At 69.8% G+C, this 18,303-nt stretch carries 15 protein-coding genes; 10 read left to right on the top strand and 5 right to left on the bottom strand.

What is annotated here, in order from left to right:
* Positions 1 to 82 precede the first annotated feature (82 nt).
* Positions 83 to 1,480 carry an MFS transporter gene (locus G3N61_RS27645; RefSeq protein ID WP_043178259.1) on the bottom strand — a complete coding sequence of 466 codons (1,398 nt, stop codon included), beginning with the start codon at positions 1,478 to 1,480 and terminating at the stop codon, positions 83 to 85.
* A 413-nt stretch (positions 1,481 to 1,893) separates the two neighbouring features.
* Here G3N61_RS27645 and G3N61_RS27640 point away from each other — a divergent pair, with 413 nt between their 5' ends.
* A complete protein-coding gene (locus G3N61_RS27640) occupies positions 1,894 to 3,012 on the top strand; it encodes a porin (RefSeq protein ID WP_205824065.1) in 1,119 nt (372 codons plus the stop codon).
* Between the two features lie 74 nt (positions 3,013 to 3,086).
* On the opposite strand, the gene G3N61_RS27635 is transcribed toward G3N61_RS27640, so the two are convergent.
* Positions 3,087 to 4,121, bottom strand: a complete 1,035-nt coding sequence (locus G3N61_RS27635; protein ID WP_205824064.1) for a LysR family transcriptional regulator — start codon at positions 4,119 to 4,121, stop codon at positions 3,087 to 3,089.
* The gene (locus G3N61_RS27630; protein ID WP_205824063.1) at positions 4,118 to 5,092 is read right to left on the bottom strand and encodes an AraC family transcriptional regulator; all 975 of its coding nucleotides are present in this window, start codon (positions 5,090 to 5,092) and stop codon (positions 4,118 to 4,120) included. Before G3N61_RS27630 ends, G3N61_RS27635 begins: the two co-directional genes overlap by 4 nt.
* A 149-nt stretch (positions 5,093 to 5,241) precedes the next feature.
* On the opposite strand from G3N61_RS27630, the gene G3N61_RS27625 reads away from it, so the two are divergent.
* Complete coding sequence (locus G3N61_RS27625; protein WP_205824062.1) at positions 5,242 to 6,357, top strand: NAD/NADP-dependent octopine/nopaline dehydrogenase family protein; 1,116 nt, start codon at positions 5,242 to 5,244, stop codon at positions 6,355 to 6,357.
* Positions 6,354 to 7,364, top strand: coding sequence for a 3-hydroxybutyryl-CoA dehydrogenase (locus G3N61_RS27620; protein ID WP_205824061.1), 1,011 nt, complete (start codon positions 6,354 to 6,356; stop codon positions 7,362 to 7,364). Before G3N61_RS27625 ends, G3N61_RS27620 begins: the two co-directional genes overlap by 4 nt.
* 122 nt (positions 7,365 to 7,486) lie before the next feature.
* Here the strand turns inward: G3N61_RS27620 and G3N61_RS27615 are convergent, their stop codons facing one another.
* Together G3N61_RS27615 and G3N61_RS27610 are read right to left on the bottom strand one after the other, a co-directional pair.
* Positions 7,487 to 8,824: an MFS transporter gene (locus tag G3N61_RS27615; protein ID WP_205824060.1), complete on the bottom strand. Its 1,338-nt coding sequence runs from the start codon at positions 8,822 to 8,824 to the stop codon at positions 7,487 to 7,489.
* A 144-nt stretch (positions 8,825 to 8,968) separates the two neighbouring features.
* On the bottom strand, positions 8,969 to 9,859 hold the full coding sequence (locus G3N61_RS27610; protein WP_089453604.1) for a LysR family transcriptional regulator: 891 nt from the start codon (positions 9,857 to 9,859) through the stop codon (positions 8,969 to 8,971).
* 101 nt (positions 9,860 to 9,960) lie between these two features.
* On the opposite strand from G3N61_RS27610, the gene G3N61_RS27605 reads away from it, so the two are divergent.
* From G3N61_RS27605 to G3N61_RS27575, 7 genes are all read left to right on the top strand, one after another.
* Positions 9,961 to 11,514 carry an AMP-binding protein gene (locus tag G3N61_RS27605; RefSeq protein WP_205824059.1) on the top strand — a complete coding sequence of 518 codons (1,554 nt, stop codon included), beginning with the start codon at positions 9,961 to 9,963 and terminating at the stop codon, positions 11,512 to 11,514.
* Between the two features lie 11 nt (positions 11,515 to 11,525).
* Positions 11,526 to 12,713 (top strand): acyl-CoA dehydrogenase family protein, encoded by a 1,188-nt coding sequence (locus tag G3N61_RS27600; protein ID WP_205824058.1) that lies wholly within the window; start codon positions 11,526 to 11,528, stop codon positions 12,711 to 12,713.
* Positions 12,710 to 13,855 carry a CoA transferase gene (locus tag G3N61_RS27595; RefSeq protein ID WP_205824057.1) on the top strand — a complete coding sequence of 382 codons (1,146 nt, stop codon included), beginning with the start codon at positions 12,710 to 12,712 and terminating at the stop codon, positions 13,853 to 13,855. Before G3N61_RS27600 ends, G3N61_RS27595 begins: the two co-directional genes overlap by 4 nt.
* A 44-nt stretch (positions 13,856 to 13,899) precedes the next feature.
* Complete coding sequence (locus tag G3N61_RS27590) at positions 13,900 to 15,198, top strand: MFS transporter (RefSeq protein ID WP_205824056.1); 1,299 nt, start codon at positions 13,900 to 13,902, stop codon at positions 15,196 to 15,198.
* Positions 15,199 to 15,312: 114 nt separating this feature from the next.
* Entirely contained in the window at positions 15,313 to 16,371 is a 1,059-nt protein-coding gene (locus G3N61_RS27585; RefSeq protein WP_205824055.1) for a porin, read from the top strand.
* A gap of 36 nt (positions 16,372 to 16,407) precedes the next feature.
* Positions 16,408 to 16,803, top strand: a complete 396-nt coding sequence (locus tag G3N61_RS27580; RefSeq protein ID WP_205824054.1) for a BON domain-containing protein — start codon at positions 16,408 to 16,410, stop codon at positions 16,801 to 16,803.
* 46 nt (positions 16,804 to 16,849) lie between these two features.
* The gene (locus tag G3N61_RS27575) at positions 16,850 to 18,181 is read left to right on the top strand and encodes a serine hydrolase domain-containing protein (RefSeq protein ID WP_089453598.1); all 1,332 of its coding nucleotides are present in this window, start codon (positions 16,850 to 16,852) and stop codon (positions 18,179 to 18,181) included.
* The last annotated feature ends 122 nt before the right edge of the window (positions 18,182 to 18,303 follow it).

Genomic DNA, 18,303 nt, shown 5'->3' with positions numbered 1-18,303 from the left:
ATCGCATAAATCAAATCGATTAAAAAGCGATGCCTGAATCAGTGGGATGGATGATGGTCGGGCGACGGAATGCGCTCGACGTTCAGCGCGCGGCGATCGGATTGCCCGCTTCGGCCGCCTGCGGCGCCGCTGCCGACGCATGGCCACGTTCGCGATCGAGGCTGCGGCGATAGTGCCGGCACCCTGCGGCGAGCAGCAGTGCGGCGAGCGTGGCCGCCGCGACGTTGACGATCGACATCGAATGGCCGACCGCCGCCGGCGCGCCGAACACGCGATCGGTGAACAGCGCGACGACGGTCGTGCCGATCCCGAGCGCGATCAGGTTCGACACGAGCAGGAACAGCGCGGAGATCTGCGCGCGCATCTGGTTCGGCGCGAGCGTCTGCATCGCGGCGGTCGACGTCGGCATCGGGAACGACGCGAAGAACATCGCGACGACGAGCATCGCAAGCGATGCGGGCAGCGAGTCGAGCTGCGTGAACAGCGTCGCGGGAATCACCATGCACGCGGCGCCGATCGCGCCGGCACGCATCGGTGCATCGTGGCGGCCGCGCCGCAGCAGCCAGTCGTTGAGCCAGCCGCCGCAGAACACGCCGGCGGTGTTCGCCACCAGCAGCACGATGCCGAGCGTGTAGCCGGCTTCGACGGCCGTCATCCCGAAGTGGCGGATATAGAACGCGGGCGTCCAGCTCAGCAGGCAGTACAGCGTCATCGCGTAGAACGAGAAGCCGAGGTAGTGGCACGTGAAGGTCGCGCGATGCGTGCCGACGAAGCGCAGCGAATCGCGCATCGACACGCGCCGCACGGCGCCCGAGCGATCCTGCGCGAGCCCCTTGCGCTGCGGGTCGCGCACGGTCGCGGCGAACAGCAGGGCGACCAGCAGCCCGGGCAGCCCGACGATCAGGAACGTGACCTGCCACGCATGCACCTGCCCGACCACCGGCAGCGTGAATGCGCTCGCATGCTTGAGCAGCGCGATCACGTAGCCGCCGATCAGGAACGCGATGCCGCCGCCGATGAACGAGCCGAGCGAATACACGGCGATCGCGCGCCCGAGCTTCTCCTTCGGGAAGTAGTCGGCGAGCATCGAATACGCGCCGGGCGACAGCGCGGCCTCGCCGACGCCGACGCCCATCCGTGCGATGAACATCTGCACGAAATGCTGGCTGAGCCCGCACGCGGCGGTCGCGACGCTCCACAGCGCGATGCCGAGCGAGATGATTCGCGGGCGCGCGTAGCGATCGGCGAGATACGCGACGGGCAGCCCCATCACCGCATAGAACAGCGAGAACGCGAAACCGTTCAGCAGGCTGAACTGCGTATCGGACAGGTGCAGGTCGCGCTTGATCGGCTCGATCATCAGCACGAGGACCTGGCGGTCGACGAACGAAAAGATGTACGCGAGCATGCAGATGACGACGACATACCATTCGTACGTATAGCGCTTGCCGTCGGCAGCGCGGGCCGTGGATGCGGACATGCGGATTCTCCAGGAGCGGGCGGTGGAAACGCGCGGCAGCGGCCTTGGCGGCAAGGGCGCCGTCGCGGCGCGAAAGCGTGCGGGGGGGCACGTGTCGGAGACGCAGCGTAGTCGGCCAATTTCAGCCGCCATAGCCGGAGTGACAGCCGCGCCACATGGGCATTTACCGACCCGGATAAAGAAAACACCAGGGTCGCGCGCGCCGGCCGCCGCGCAGCGCGCTTGCGGCGGGGCACGCACGCATCATGCGGCGCATCTATAAGCGTTATAGAGCGCATTGCGTCGACGTCCGAAATTGTCGTTCCTAGACTCGGCCCGGTTTTGATCGGCAGCGTTGGCCCTTCGCGGCGAACGCGCTTCACACCATGCGGCGCAAGGCAGACAGGCGCCGGAAACTCTACGGGACGACGACGATGAACCAACCGAACGGGCGGGCCGACCGGCTTGCCGTACCGCTTGCCGCGCTGCTTGCCTGCGCGGCGCTGCCCGCTTTCGCACAATCGAGCGTGACGCTCTACGGCCGCGTCGACACCGCGATCGAATACGCAAACGCCGGGCCGAACCACGTGACGCGCATGGGCAGCGGCAACCTGTGGGCATCGCAGTGGGGGCTGAGGGGCGTCGAGGATCTCGGCGGCGGCTACGCGACGATCTTCAAGCTGGAAGACGGTTTCAATGCGGGCAGCGGTGCGCTGTCGAACAGCAGCGCACTGTTCGGCCGCGAGGCGTGGGTCGGCATCACGGGGCCGTTCGGCGGCGTGCAGTTCGGCGAGCTCTACACGATCCTGCACACGACGCTCGTCACGTACAGCCTGCCGGGCCTTGGCGCGGGGCTCGCGTGGGGCAACGCGACCAACAACTTCGTCGGGCCCGCGTTCCTGCGCGTGCGCAACTCGATGCGCTATACGTCGCCGCGCTACGCGGGCTTCATGCTGCGCGCGATGGCCGCGCGCGGCACCAACGGCGCGGCCGGACAGCCGGCGACGCTCGGCGATACCTACGGCGCGGGGCTCAACTACGTGCGCGGCGGCCTGTCGGTCGACGTCGACTACATGCAGCAGAAGTTCAGCCCGGTGGCCGCGTCCGCGCTCGGCGACTCGAGTCCGGCCGCGAACGGCAACTACACGCTGGGCGCGATTTCGTACGATTTCAGCGTCGTGAAGGTGGCCGCGCTGTACATGCGCCATCGCGGCGGCCCCGACGTCGCGACCGCGATCGACAGCCAGAGCGCGTATCCGCACAGCGACATCATGGAGCTGAGCGCGACGGTGCCGATCGGGCGTGCGTCGCTGCTGCTGAGCGTCGGCCATTACCGCAAGGTCGCGGACAGCGACGGCAACGCCGATTCGTATGGCATCCGATTCGACTATCCGTTGTCGAAGCGCACGGTGCTGTACACGGGCGCCGCGATGGTGCGCAACGGCGCGCATGCGCGCTTCGTCGTCAACGGCGCGGCCGGTGGCGGCGTCGCGGTCGCGAAGCCGGGCGCGACCGCCAGCTCGATCGTCGCGGGCATCCTCACGGCGTTCTGACCGGCCCGCGCCGGTGCCCGCTCGCGCTGCGTGCGCCGCTCGCGGCGTTCGCGGCGTTCGCGGCGTTCGCGTCGTTATGCGCAGGCGGGCGGCTGCGGCGCAAGCCATGCGTCGAACGGCGCCAGCTCGCCGATGTTGAACAGTTCGAGCAGCAGCGCGCGCAGCCAGCGATGGCCGGGGTCGGCGTCGAAGCGCCGGTGCCAGTACGCGTTGACCGCCCATTCGCTCGCGCCGGCGATCTCGTACAGCGTGCACGGCTGCCGCGCCGCGAACGTGATCGCGATCGTCTCCGGCAGGATCAGCGCGTAGTCGCCGTCCTGCAGCAACGCGGGCACCACCATGAAATCGGGTAGCGCCGCGCGCACGCGCGGCATCAGCCCGTGCCGCTCCAGCAGCTGCATCGATTGCGGATGCGACGTGACCGCGACGAAGCGCAGCGCGTCGGGCGCCTCGCCATCGAGCACGTAGTCGTCGGGCAACGCGACGCGCTGCGCGGTGCGGCGCGGCATCAGCAGCACGCAGCGCTCGTGCAGCAGCGCGGCGCGCTGGAAATGGCTCGACGCGTCGGCGAAATGCCCGAGCGCGAAGTCGATGCGCCCCGATTCGAGCGCGACGTTGAGCTGGCATTCGTCGACGTGCAGCGTCTCGATCACCGCGCCCGGCGCGCGACGGGCGAATTCGGCGAGCAGCGTCGGCAGGAATGCGCTCGCCGCGAAATCGCTCATGTGCAGGCGGAACACGCGCTGCGTGCTGTCGGGCGTGAAGCGCGAGCCTTCGTCGAGCACGTCCTGCAGGATCGCGAGCGCCTTGTCGACCGACAGCGCGAGCCGCTGCGCGCGCGGCGTCGGCTCGACGCCGGTGCCGGTGCGCACGAACAGCGCGTCGCGGAACATCAGCCGCAGCCGGCCGAGCGCATAGCTGACGGACGGCTGCGTGACGCCGAGCCGCAGCGCCGCGCGGCCGACGTGCCGCTCCTCGTAGACCGCACGAAACGTCTTCAGCAAATTGAGATCGAGATCCTGCACGCGCAGTTCGGACGGGTCGCCGTCGTGCGGCGCGGATTCGGCGCGGGCCGGGGCCGCCGGGCGGCCGGTTGCGGAGTGAGTCATCGGGGTTGCCTCGCGGTGACGGAAGGCGCGTGGCCGTAACGCCGCGCATACGCCTTCGCGAAATGGCCGAAGCCATGGATACCGTGCGCGATCAGCACGTCGGTCACGCTGCGCGCGTCGCCGCGTTGCAGCGCCGTGTGCACGGCGGCGAGTCGGCGTTCGCGCACGTAGGCGGCCGGCGTGGTGTGCAGGAACGCACGAAACGCGTGCTGCAGCGTGCGTGGCGCGACGCCCGCAACCGCCGCGAGCGCGGCGAGTGCGAGCGGTTCGCCGAGGTGCGCATCGACGTGATCGCACGCGCGGCGCACGTGGGCCGGCAAGGGCGGCGTGCCGCGCGCGAGCGCATCGCTGTACGAATGCGGCAGGTGCGTGAGCAGCAGCGACATCAGCCATGCGGTGAGGTCGGCGCCGAAGGTCGTCGCGGCCGTGCCGATGCCCGGCTGCGCACCGAGCCGGCACAGGTATTCGAAGGTCGGCAGCAGCAGCGCGGCGCCCGCGCCGGCACCGCCGGCCGCGAGATCGAACTGCAGCGGCCGCGTGAGCGTGGCCTGCAGCATGTCCTGCAGCTTGCGTTCGAGCGCGCCGCGTTCGAGCCGCAGCACGAGGTTGCGGCAATCGGGGCTCGTGCTCAGGCGGCTCGCGAGTGCGGGCGACGACACGGTCAGCTCGCCGGGGCCGGCGCGCGCGACGACGCTGCCGGCCTGCAGCTCGCATGCACCGGCGAGCGTCAGCCGGAACAGGAAGTGATCGGCATCGCCGCCGAAATCGATGCGCGTTTCGCGGCCGTAGCAGAGTTCGAGCAGCGCGCCGTGATGCAGCGGCACCTCGTACAGCTCCGCCTGAAACGGATCGCGGCCGCGTGCGGCCATCCGGTGCGGTCCGAGCCGGTGCGCGACCGCGCGTTCGACTTCGTCGGGGGCCTGCAGCGTGCCGAGCCGGTTCGGCGCATGGCGGGACAGGGCGATATCCATTCACGGACCTCGTAGCGGATGCAGGGGCTTGGCGGCAGGCGCGTCGCCGCGATTGCGTTGCGCGAACGGGCCTGCCGTTGCGCGTTTTGAAGCGACGCGGCGAAAGCCGCCGCGTAGTCTCGACAACACTCAATCACCGGGAGAAGACGATGAAGGTATGTGTTCTGGGCGGCGGCCACGGCTGCCATGCGGCGGCCATCGACCTGCTCGAGAAGGGCCATGACGTGACGTGGTGGCGGCGCGACCGCGAGCCGCATGCGCGGCTGCGCGAACTCGGCGTGCTGAACGTGACCGACTATCGCGGCAAGCGCACGGTGCCGCTCGGCGATGCGCCGGGTGCGATCCGCCTGACCGGCGATCTCGCGGCCGCACTGCGCGGCGCGCAACTCGTCGTGGTGCCGCTGCCTGCCACGTCGCACGACGCGCTCGCCGCGCAGGTCGCGCCGTTGCTGGAGGACGGCCAGGTCGTGTTCCTGCCGCCCGGCACGTTCGGCAGCTTCGTGTTCGCGCAGGCGGCGGCCGACGCCGGCAACCGTTCGCGCGTCGCATTCGCCGAGACGGGCACGTTGCCGTACCTGGTGCGCAAGCATGGCGACAACGACGTCGTGATCAGTGCCTACGCGACGCGCTTGCCGACCGGCGTGTTTCCGGCGAATGCCGCCGGTTGGGCATTCGACGTGCTGCGCGCGGGCTATCCGTCGGTCGAGCCGGTCGAGGATGCGTTGTCCGGCGCGTTGATGAACGCGGGGCCCGTGATCCATCCGCCGCTGATCCTGATGAATGCCGGGCCGCTCGAACACTTCGACGCATGGGACATCCACAACGAAGGTACGCAGCCGTCGATCCGTCGCGTGACGAACGCGCTCGACGCCGAACGCATCGCGGTGCGCGAAGCGCTCGGCTACCGCGCGCCGCATTTCCCGCTCGCGGATCACTACGCGACCGAAGGCGACGAATGGATGTACGGGCGCGGCGCGCACGGCAAGCTGACCGATAGCGGCGACTGGCGCGAGAAGATCGATCTGCGCACCCATCGTTACATGCTCGAGGACACCCGGCTCGGGCTGTCGTTCATCGTGTCGTGCGGGCGCTGGGCCGGGGTGCCGACGCCGGTTGCGCAGGGGCTGTTGAGCATCGCGAGCGCGGTCGCGGTGCGCGACCTGTATGCGGAAGGGCGCACGCTGGAACGGCTCGGGATCGCAGCGCTGTCGAAGGATGCGATGCGCACGCTGCTCGACAAGGGAGTCGCCGGAGGCGCGGCATGAGCGCGGCCGCCGAAGTGACGCGCGTGCATGTGCTCGGCGCAGGGCGCATGGGGCAGGGGATCGCGCTCGTGTTCGCGTTCGCGGGCCTCGACGTGACGCTGATCGACTTCAAGCGGCGCGATGCGGCTGGCCAAAGCGCGTTCGACGATCGCACGCGCGACGAGATCGCCAGGCCGCTGCACGCGCAGGTCGCGCTCGGCCGTATCGATGCCGCGCAGGCCGACGCGATCGTCGCGCGCATCGCGCTCGTCGCGCGGGAAGGTGCGGCGGAGGCCGTGCGCGATGCAGACGTCGTGTTCGAGGCGCTGCCCGAAGTGCTCGACGCGAAGGCCGACGCGCTGCGCTGGCTCGGCGAGCATGTCGATGCGCGCGCAACGATTGCGTCGACCACGTCGACGTTCGTCGTCACCGAATTGCAGCGCCATGTCGCGCATCCGGAGCGGATGCTGAACGCGCACTGGCTGAATCCCGCGCTGCTGATGCCGCTCGTCGAGATCAGCCGCAGCGATGCGACCGGCCAGTCGGTGGTCGACGCGCTTGCCGCGCTGCTCGAACGCGTCGGCAAGAAACCGGTGATCTGCGGGCCGGCGCCCGGCTACATCGTGCCGCGCATCCAGGCGCTCGCGATGAACGAGGCAGCGCGGATGGTCGAGGAAGGCGTCGCGAGCGCGGAGGACATCGACACGGCCATCCGCACCGGCTTCGGCCCGCGTTTCGCGGTGCTCGGGCTGCTCGAATTCATCGACTGGGGCGGTTGCGACATCCTGTACTACGCGTCGAAGTATCTGGCCGGCGAGATCGGCCCGCGCTTCGCACCGGCCGCGAGCGTCGTACGCAACATGGAAACCGGGCGCGACGGCGTGCGCACGGGGACCGGCTTCCACGACTATGCGAACGTGGATGTGCCCGCGTACATGCGGCAGCGGCTCGGCGAATTCGCGCGGCTGCTCGATCATCTCGGGTTGGCACCGGTGTTCGACGGCGCGCGGCGCAACCCGGACGCGTAGTCCGGACGTCGCAGACGCGTGAGCTTGCGGTGCCACGAAAGCGCGCACGTGGCACCGTGAACCGGCGGGTCGCTCGCCCGTCGGCGAAGACGCGGGCATGACGGTTGGCGCCGGCCGCGCGCTCATGCCGCCTCGCCGCGCGCGTCGGCGGCCGGGGCGGTACGCGTCTCGCGCATCACGCACAGCGTCGCGACGGTCACGAGGCCGAGCGCGATGAGGAACAGCGACACGGGCCACGACGCGTGATAGTGCGCGAGCAGCGCCGTCGCGATCAGCGGCGACATCCCGCCCGCGAAGATCGATGCGACTTCATGCCCGAGCGCGACGCCCGAGTAACGCACCTCGGTGCTGAACAGTTCGCCGACGAGCGCGGGCAGCGTGCCGATCATCGCGCCGTGGCTCACCGCCGTGCCGACCGTGAGCGCGAGCCACACGAGCGGCGTCACGCGTGTGTCGAGCAGCCAGAAGAACGGGAACGCGCACGCGACGAGGCTCAGCGCGCCGATCAGGTACACGGGCTTGCGGCCGATCCGGTCGGACAGCCGGCCCCATGCGAGCATTGCCCCCATCTCGACGATCATCGCAATCATCACGCCGGTCAGCATCACGCCGTTCGGAATGCCGACGTACTTGCCGTAGACGAGCGAGAACGCGAGGAAGATGTACGCGCCGCCGTTCTCGGCCACGCGCAGCCCCATCGCGAGCAGGATTTCCTTCGGGTGGCGGCGGACGCATTCGACGATCGGCAGATGCGTGTGCGCGCCGCTCTTGCCGGCCTGCTCGAAGTCGCGGCTTTCCGGCAGATGGCGGCGGATATAGATGCCGATCGCGAAGATGACGATGCTCGCGAGGAACGGCAGCCGCCAGCCCCACGTGCGGAACGCGTCGTCGGGCAGCGCCTGCGCGGCGAGAAACGCGGCCGACGACAGCACGAAGCCGCCGCCCACGCCGAGCTGGCTCCACGCGGCGTAGTAGCCGCGCTGTTCCGGCGGTGCGTTTTCGCTGATCATCAGCACGCCGCCGCCCCATTCGCCACCGGACGCGATCCCTTGCAGCAGGCGCAGCGCGACGAGCGCGGCCGGCGCCCACACGCCGACCTGCGCATAGGTCGGCAGCAGGCCGATCGCGAAGGTCGATGCGCCCATGATCAGCAGCGTCCACACGAGCGACGCCTTGCGCCCGTAGCGATCGCCGACGTGGCCGAACACGATTCCGCCGAGCGGCCGCGCGACGAAGCCGAGCGCGAAGGCCGCGAACGCGGCGAGGCTGCCTGCGAGCGGCGACGCGCCGGGTGGAAAGAACACATGGCCGAACACGAGCGCCGCGGCCGTGCCGTACACGAAGAAGTCGTACCACTCCATCGCGTTGCCGGCGACGGAGGCGATGACGATCCGGCGCAGCTGCCGGTCGGCGAGCGGCCGGGCGGCGCTCGGGAATTGCACGGTGTCGGTCGGGACCATGGCGGACTCTGAAGGGGAGGCGGGCGCGTGCCGTCTTTGCAGCACTGCGGGCTAGTGTTGTCGGCACCGTGCCCCCGGTCAAATCCGCAGAAAAAGGGGAGGGTCATCACTCCGGCTGATGATGGTCGCGGCGCTTCCCCGCGCCTATTCCACGCTTTCCCGCAGCAGCGCGATCATCCGCTGCGCCAGCGGCGGCACGTACGCGCCCGCCCGGTGCATGGCGCCGATGCGCCGGTCGAGTTCGAGCTCGCCGGCCCGCAGGTCGAGCGCGCGCAATCCGGTTATCTGGTCGAGCGCATCCATGCCGCCGACGCACAGCAGCGGCGTGCCGCGCAACAGCTGCAGCAGCGACGTATTGCCGAAATCGGTCTCGATGCGCAGGCGCGGCGCCGGTAGGCCGCGTGCGCGGAACGCGTCGTCGATCCGGTGCCGCACGGGAATCGTCGCTTCCGGCAGCAGCCATTCCTGATCGGCGAGATCGGCGAGCGTGAGCCCGCGCTTGCGCTGCAGCGGGTGCGCGGCGTCGGCGAGCACCGTCAGCCGGTCGTCGAGCAGCGTGATGGTTTCGAGGCCGGCATCCTGCTGCTGCGGTTCGGGCGCGACGACGAGATCGAGCTCGCCGGCCGCGAGCAGGTCGAGCAGTTCGCGCGCGAGCCGGCAGCGCAACCGCAGTCGCGCGGCCGGCCGTTCGCGGATCAGCTGCCGGCACGCACCGAGCACGAACGCATTGGGCACGGTCGGCGAGTAGCCGATCCGCACCACGCCCTGTTCGCCGCCGCGAATCGCGCGCATCTCCTGCATCGCGTCATCGAACTCGAGCGCGATCCGCTGCGCGCGCGCGACGAAGCGTGCGCCGGCCGGCGTCGGCGTCATCCCGTTCGCGGTGCGCTCGAACAGCGTCACGCCGACTTGCGCTTCCAGCCGCTGCACGGCTTTCGTGAGCGCCGGCTGCGACAGCCCCAGCGCCTCCGCGGCCTTGCCGATGCTGCCGTGCCGCTCCACGGCCAGCAGGTACTCCAGATCGCGCGTGTCCATCGGGGGATTCCTGTCGGTTATGACTTTATATCCAGTGATGCATTGTGGTGATGCCTGGGCATCTTACAGACTGGGGGCACTGTTCGACCAGGAGAATCGTTTTGAGCTTCGCCTACTTCCTGCGGCGCGCGGCCCGTTACTGGGGCAGCCAGCCCGCCGTGATCCACCGCGACCGCGCCGTCACCTACCGACAGCTCGACGAGCGCTCGACGCGGCTCGCGAATGCGCTGCGCGGCCTCGGCTTCGCGCCCGGCACACGCATCGCCGTGCAGGCGCGCAACTGCATCGAGCTCGTCGAGATCGAATGCGCGCTGTACAAGGCCGGCCTCGTGAAAGCCGCGCTGAATCCGCGCTTCACGGCGGCCGAGGCCGCCGACGTCGTCGGCAACTGCGCGCCCGCCGCGTTCATCGGCGGGCGCGGCTACACGGATTACACGCCCGATTCGCCGGGCTTCGCGTCGGTCGAGCGGTTCGTATCGATCGGCGGCGCGGTGTCCGGCTATCTCGACTACGAAACGCTGCTTGCCAAGGGCGGCGAGACACCGCCCGACTACCTGCCGGCGCCGGACGATCTTGCCGTGCTGCATTTCTCGTCCGGCTCGACGGGGCGCATCAAGGCCGCGATGCAGAGCTACGGCAACCGGCTCGCGTCGCTGCGCAAGATCGTGCTGGGGATGGACCGCCCCGCGCTGCCCGGCGACCGGCTCGCGCTGATCGGCCCGATCACGCATGCGTCCGGGATGCTGATGCAGCCGTACCTGTTCTGCGGCGCGACGCTCGTGCTGTTCGACGCGTTCGAGCCCGCGCATTTCCTCGCCGACGTCGCGCGCCAGCGCATCACGCACACGTTCATGGTGCCGGCGATGGTCAACATGCTGCTGAACGCGCCCGAGCTCGCGCAGGCCGATCTGCGCAGCCTGAAGGTGCTCGGCTACGGCGCGGCGCCGATGGCGCCGGCGCGCATCGAGGAAGCGTGGGCGCGCATCGGCCCCGTGCTGTCGCAAGGCTATGGCGCGAGCGAATCGACATCGGGCGTCACGCGGTTCGGTATCGCCGACCATGCGCACGCGCTGCTGCACGACCGCGAGCGTCTCGCGTCGTGCGGCCGGCCGCTCGGGGAAACCGAGGTGCGTGTGGTCGATGCCGACGGGCGCGAAGTCGAAGGCGACGCGATCGGCGAGATCGTGATTCGCGGCGCGGACGTGTTCCAGGGCTACTGGAACGCGCCGGAGCTGACGCGCGAGGTGCTGGTCGACGGGTGGCTGCACACGGGCGACCTCGCGCGCACCGATCGCGACGGCTTCATCTATCTGGTCGACCGCAAGCACGACATGATCATCTCGGGCGGCTTCAACGTGTATCCGACCGAAGTCGAAGCGGCGCTCTACCGGCACGAAGGCGTGCTCGAGGCCTGCGTGGTCGGTGTGCCCGACGACAAGTGGGGCGAGGCCGTGAAGGCGGTGGTCGTGCTGCGTGCCGGCCGCGATGCGCAGGCGAACGATCTCGTCGCACACTGCCGCGCGCAGCTCGCCGACTACAAGCTGCCGCGCTCCATCGATTTCGTCGCCGAGCTGCCGAAGAACGCGAACGGCAAGATCGCCCGCAAGCTCGTGCGCGAGCAGTACTGGCGCGGTGTCGCGCGCCGCGTCAACTGAAGGAGCCCGTCATGTTCGATCATCTGCAACGCCCTGAATTCGTCGCGCTGCGCGCGGCCGTGCTGCGCTTCGTCGACGACGAACTGCGCCCGATCGAGCGCGAGCTGCAGCTCGACTCCGAGGATGTGTGGCCGCGCGACGTGCTGCGCCGCGTCTGGCAACGCTCGGCCGCGCTCGGCTTCTATACCGCGAGCCTGCCCGTCGAGATCGGCGGGCAGGGGCTGTCGATCGCCGAGGTGTGCGCGCTGAAGGCCGACCTCGCCGCGTGCGGCGCGGCGCTCGCGCCGCACGTGCTCGGCGAACTCGGCGGGCCGCCGCGCGTCGGCAACATGCTGAAGTACGCGACGCCCGCGCAGCTCGATCGCTATTTCAGGCCGGTGATGCGCGGCGAGAAATCGACGTGCTTCGCACTGACCGAGCCACACTCGGGCTCGGACGCGATGAGCATCCGCACCACGGCGGTCGAGGACGGCGATGCGCTCGTGATCAACGGCACGAAGCACTACATCAGCGGCGCCCCGTTCGCCGATTTCGCGATCGTGATGTGCGTGACCGATGCGTCCGCGACGCCGCCGCAGATCACGGCCGTGCTGGTCGATCTCGACCTGCCTGGTGTGACCGTCGAGCACGAGTACGTGCCGATGTCCGGCCAGCACATCGACGCGGACATCCGCTTCGTCGACGTGCGCGTGCCGCGCGAGAACGTGTTCGGCGGGCCCGGCAACGGCTTCCGGCTCGGCATGTCGCGCATCAACGTGAACCGGCTGCTGCATTGCCCGACGATGCTCGGCCTCGCAATGTCGGCGTATCGGGCGTCGCTCGATTACGCGCGCACGCGCCGGCAGTTCGGCGGCCCGATCGCGCGGTTCCAGGCGATCCAGCACATGCTGGCCGACATGGCCGCCGCGTTGTGGGCATGCGAAAGCATGATCGCGCATACGGCCGCGCTCGCCGATTCAGGCGCCGACCTGCGGATGACGGCGGCCGCATGCAAGCTGTACGTGTCGGAGCGCTGCTTCGAGGTCGCGGACAAGGCCGTGCAGATCCACGGCAACGTCGGCGTCACGCGCGGCCATCCGGTCGAGCAGACGTTCCGCAAGCTGCGGATGTTCCGGATCCTGACCGGTACCAGCGAGATCCAGCGCAACACGATCGCGAAGGCGATTCTCGAACCGGCCGGCGCGGGAGCCGGTGCATGACGGCCCGCGACGACGCGGCCGACGCCTGGCCCGCCGCCGATGGTGACGCGCCGGCCTGGTCGTGCCTGCGCGGCGTGCGGATCGTCGATGCCGGCCAACTGCTGCCCGGCCCGCATGCGTGTGCGTTGCTGCGCCAGCTCGGCGCCGACGTGATCAAGGTCGAGCCGCCGGGCGGCGACGCGTTGCGGCAGTTCGGTGCCGACACGTTTGCGCAGTTCAATCGCGGCAAGCGCTCGATCGTGCTCGACCTGAAGACGCCCGACGGCCGCGCACGCTTTCTCGATCTCGTGCGCGATGCCGATGCGGTGGTCGAAGGCAACCGGCCCGGCGTGATGGCGCGGCTCGGGCTCGGCTACGACGTGCTGGCGCACACGAACCCGCGCATCGTGCTGTGCTCGATCACCGGCTACGGGCAGGACGGCCCGTATGCGAACCGTCCCGGCCACGACCTGAACTTTCTTGCCGACGCCGGTTACTGGTCGGTGCCCGCGCAACTGCACGATACCGTCGCGCGGCCGCGCGTGCGGCTGGCCGATCACGCCGCCGCGCTGCACGCCGCGCTCGCGCTCGCGGTCGCCGTGATGAGCGCGCGCGCGAGCGGGCGCGGCCAGCATCTCGACGTGTCGATCCACGACGCGATATTCGCGTGGACCGCACCGGCCGCGTGGGCGCTGCGCACCGGCCGCGATACGCGCGACGCGGCACGCTGGGTGATGCCCGACAACGACCTGTTCGAGACTGCCGACGGCCGGCACATCGTGCTCGCGACGCTCGAGGACAAGTTCTGGGCCGCGTTCGCGGATGCGCTCGGCGACGCGTATCCGGCGCTGCGCGAACCGCGTTTCGCCCAGCGCGCGGGCCGGCAGCAGCACCGGCACGCGCTTGGCGCACTGTTGCGCGCGACTTTCGCGACGCGCACGCAGGACGACTGGATGCGCGTGCTCGGCGCACTCGGGTTGCCGGTGTCGCGCGTGCCCGACGCGGGCGCGGTATTCGACGATCCGCACGTGCGCGCCCGCGGCGTCGCCCGCGAGGTGGCCGCCGACCGGTCGCTCGCGGTGCGCTTCCCGGTGAAATTCTCGCTTGGCCTGCCGGACGGCGACGACCGTGTACCGGCGCCCGGCGAGCACGGCGGCGGATAGCGCGACGCCACTGGCCGCCCACGATAAATAGACAGGAGACAGCCATGACGAATGGTGCGCAGTACCGCCCCGGACGGGCGTGGTCCATCGCGACGATGCTCGCGCTGATGATGCTGGTGAATTTTCTCGACAAGGTCGTGCTCGGCCTCGTGTCGGTGCCGATGATGCGCGACCTGCATCTGAGCCCGACGCAGTTCGGCGTGATCGGCGGCAGCCTCAACTGGCTGTTCGCGGTCGCGGCGGTCGCGGGCGGCATCGCCGCGAACCGCTGGCCCGCGAAATGGCTGCTGTTCGCGATGGCGGCCGCATGGGCGCTGCTGCAACTGCCGATGCTCGCCGCGAGTTCGATCTGGGTCGTCATCGCGTGCCGTGTGCTGCTCGGCATCGGCGAAGGGCCCGCGTCGCCGGTCGCGACGCACGCGATCTACAAATGGTTTCCCGATACGCGGCGCAATCTCCCGGTCGCGCTGCTGCACCAGGGCAGCGCGCTCGGCCTGCTGATCGCGGGGCTCGCGATTCCGGTCGTCACGTCGCACTGGGGCTGGCGCGCGAACTTCGCGGTGCTGGCGCTGCTGGGCGCGGTGTGGTGCGTCGCGTGGGCGCTGTTCGGCGAGGAAGGCACGCTGTCGCGCAGCTCGCGGGCGGCGGGCGGCGAGCGCGTGCCATACGGGCGGCTGCTGACCGATCGCACGGTGCTCGGCAACTTCCTCGGCCATTTCGCGGCGAACTGGATTCTCGCGATGACGCTCACGTGGATGCCGACCTACCTGCAGCTCGGGCTCGGCTTCGGGCCGCACGAGGCGGGGCGGATGTTCGCGCTGTTCGTCGCGGTCACGACGCCGCTCAGTCTCGCACTGGCATGGCTGTCGCAGACGTTGCTCGCGCGCGGCATGCCGTCGCGTCACGGACGCGGCACGTTCATCGCCGTCACGCTCGCCATCGCCGGCGTGATGCTCGCCATGCTGCCGGTGCCGGAGGTGCCGCGCGCGGCAAAGCTCGTGCTGCTGACCCTCGGCAGCGGCCTGACGCTGACGATGTATTCGATCGGCCCGGCGATGCTCGCCGAGGTGACGCCGGACGCGCAGCGCGGCGGCGTGCTCGCGCTCAGCAACGGCTTCGCGTCGCTCGCGGGACTCGGCGCACCGGTCGTCACCGGGATGCTGATCGAGGCGAGCGGAGCGTCGGTGGCGCGCGGTTTCGAGCAGGCGAGCGTCGTGTGCGGCGTCGTGCTGATCGCCTGCGGCGTGCTCGGCGCCTGGTGCCTCGATCCGCAGCGCTCGCTGCGGCGCCTCGCGGGCGAGACGGCGCGCCCCGTGCCGCCGGTCGGCGCGTGCGGCCGCTAGCGCCGCCGGACCTGTTGCATCGCATTCGGCGTACGGCCCGCCAGCCGGGCCGCGGCGCCTTTCGACGGGAAGCAGTACCACGATACGCCGCGCGACGACGCGGCAGGAGGAGACATGAAGAAGATGATCGCGGCGGCGCTGATCGCCGCGCTGTGGGGGAGTGCGCATGCGCAGTCGAGCGTGACGCTGTTCGGCCGGATCGGCGGCGGCGTGCGCTGGGTCAACGGGCTGCCGGGCGGCAGCCAGGTCGGGTTCAACAACAACATCATCGCGGGCAACGAGTTCGGGATTCGCGGCAAGGAGGATCTGGGAGGCGGGCTGAAGGCGCTGTTCGTGCTCGACGGCGCGTTCAACAGCGGCACCGGTGCGCTGAAAACCTCCGGCACGCTGTTTTCGCAGGCCGCGTATGTCGGCCTGGCCGGCGATTTCGGCCGCCTGACGCTCGGCCGCCAGTTCAACGTCGCGGAAGACCTCGGCATTGCGCTCGATCCGCTCGGCGGGCGTGGGCAATCGCTCGCGGTCGAGCCGGGCGTGCTGTTCGACGGCAACTTCTTCACGCTCGACTCGCGCTTCAACAACACGATCAAGTATCTCGGGCAGGCAGGCGGCCTGCGGTTCGGCGCGAACTATTCGCCCGGCGGCGTCGCGGGCAGCTCGCATGCGGGCACCAGCTATTCGACGGCCGCGATGTACACGTATTCGGACCTGATGGGTGGCGTGTCGTATGCGAAGACGTACAGCCCGGACGGCTCGCAGTCGGCGCAGACGATCCAGGCGGGCGGCACGCTGCAGCTCGGCCGTGCGCGCTTCTACCTGAGCTATGCGTCGCTGAACGTGCGCGCGAACAAGGCCGGCGCACCGTCGCGGCGCGACGATATCCCGTCGTTCGGTGTCGTCGTGCAGCCGCTGCCGTCGGTGCAGCTGAGCGCGGCCGCGTTCTACGACCGCGCGCGCAATCTCGGCAACGTGTCGGGCGCGGACGGTCACAAGCTGACGACCTACGCGATCGCCGAGTACTTCCTGTCGAAGCGCACCGAGCTGTATGTCGAGGTCGATCGCAACGGGATGACCGGCGCATACATGCGCGATCCGGCGACGATCGCGGCGCTGAACCTGCGGCGCGGTGCGAGCGCGACGACCGGTGTGTCGATCGGACTGATGACGCAGTTCTGAGTTTTTTCAACGAATTTTCAGGAGTGTGATTCGATCATGCGTACTTCATCCCGACTGGCTGCAGCGTTGCTGACGGCGGCATGCTGGACCGTCGCCGCCCACGCGCAACCCGATGTTGCGAGCGCGGCGATCCCGGCATCGGCGGACGCGGCCGTGCAGGCATCGGCGCAGGTAGCTGCTTCCGCTGACCTGTCGCCGGCACAACACAAGGCGGCCGACCGCAAGCTGAAACGCCGCGTCAGCACGGCGCTCGCGCGCACGAAAAACCTCAACGTCACGCGCATCCTCGTGCGGGTGCGCGACGGCAGCGTGACGCTCAGCGGCTCGGTCACCGATACGAACCAGGTGAATCTCGCGGCGGCGGTTGCGCGGCGCGTCGACGGGGTCGTGTCGGTATCGAACCTGCTGCGCATCGATGGCCAGCAGCCTTGATCGCCGGGCACAAAGGCACTTTCTTTCCACTACGAGACATGATTCGATGCGAATTCATCGACGCTTTACCGCGACCCGGCGCACTCGCCGGCTGGCCGACACCTTCGTACTGGCCGGCGGGCTCGCGCTCGCCACGATCGCGCACGCTGCACCCGACGCCGTCACACCGGGCATGATGCAAGGCTTCCCGCCATCGGCCGACCAGGTCGTCAACAAGGCGAACGCGTTCACGCCGGCGCGCCTGCGCTGGGCGTTGGGCAATACGCGGCTGCTCGCGCCGACGGCCGGGATCCGGCACGCGGCCATGCCGATGCCGCTGCCCGAGCAGCCGGCCTCCGGCCTCGACACGCTGCCCGTGACGATCGGCGGCGAGACGCTGGCGCTCGAGGCGTACCTGCGCGCAACGCATACGGACGGCTTCATCGTCGTGCAGCGCGGCCGGATCGTCTACGAGCGCTACTTCGACGGCTTCCGGCCCGACCAGCCGCACGCGTGGGCGTCGATGACGAAATCGGTGACGGGCCTGCTGGCCGCGCAGATGATCGAATCCGGCATGCTCGACGCGGGCGCGCCGCTTGCGCGCACGGTGCCGGAACTCGCCGACACACCGTTCGGCAGCGCGACGCTGCAGCAGAACCTGGACATGGAAGTGCCGACCGCGTACGCACCGGGCGTCCCACCCGATCTCGGCCTGTTCGGCGCGGTCGGGCTGGTGCCGCACCGTGAAGGCGCGCCGGCCAGCATCGCCGACTTCCTGCTGACCGTGCAGCGTGTACCGGACGTGGCGCCCGGCAGCACGTGGTTCTACCAGAACGGTTCGCCGGAAGCGGTCGCGTGGGCGATGCAGCGCGCGACGGGGCAGTCGTGGAGTGCGCTGGTCGAGCGGTGGCTGTGGCGCGATTTCGCGGAAGACGATGCGTACGTCGTCGTCGACCGCAACGCGATGGCGATGGCGAGCGGTGGGCTCTACACGACGCTGCGCGATGCCGCGCGCTTTGCCGAGCGCGTGCGCACGGGGCTCGGCGGTGCACGTGGCGCGCTGCCCGCCGCGACGATTCGGGCGGCACTGCAGCCCGCGCACAACGCGGCGCTGTTCGCGAAGGGCAACGTGATCGCGGGCAAGGACGGCTATGCGTATCGCGACTACTGGTACCAGGTGAACGATGGCGACGGTTCGTTTGCGGCGGCGGGGCGGTTCGGCCAGTCGATCCTCGTCGATCCGAAGCACGCGCTGACGATCGTGAAGTTCTCGTCGTCGCCGGATTTCGCACCGCGCGCGCTCGACGCGCACGGCGAAGCGACACGGCCGCGCGCGGCGCTCGAACGCGGCGATGCGTTGAGCATGGTGGCGCGCGCGGTTGCCGACCGGCTGCGCTAGCTGTGAAGCTTCAATAGGTTGTATCGATGGTTCATCCGGACTGAGTCTGGGAGACTGGAAGTCGCCAAACACCCAACCTTCCAGGAACCCAGCCGGATGAACACCCATAAGAATGCCCGACT

Origin of the sequence: Burkholderia sp. Ac-20349 (assembly GCF_017104865.1) — a bacterium.
Taxonomy (GTDB): domain Bacteria; phylum Pseudomonadota; class Gammaproteobacteria; order Burkholderiales; family Burkholderiaceae; genus Burkholderia; species Burkholderia aenigmatica.
Note: the sequence above shows the minus strand (reverse complement) of the source record. Positions and strands in the feature narration are given on the sequence as shown.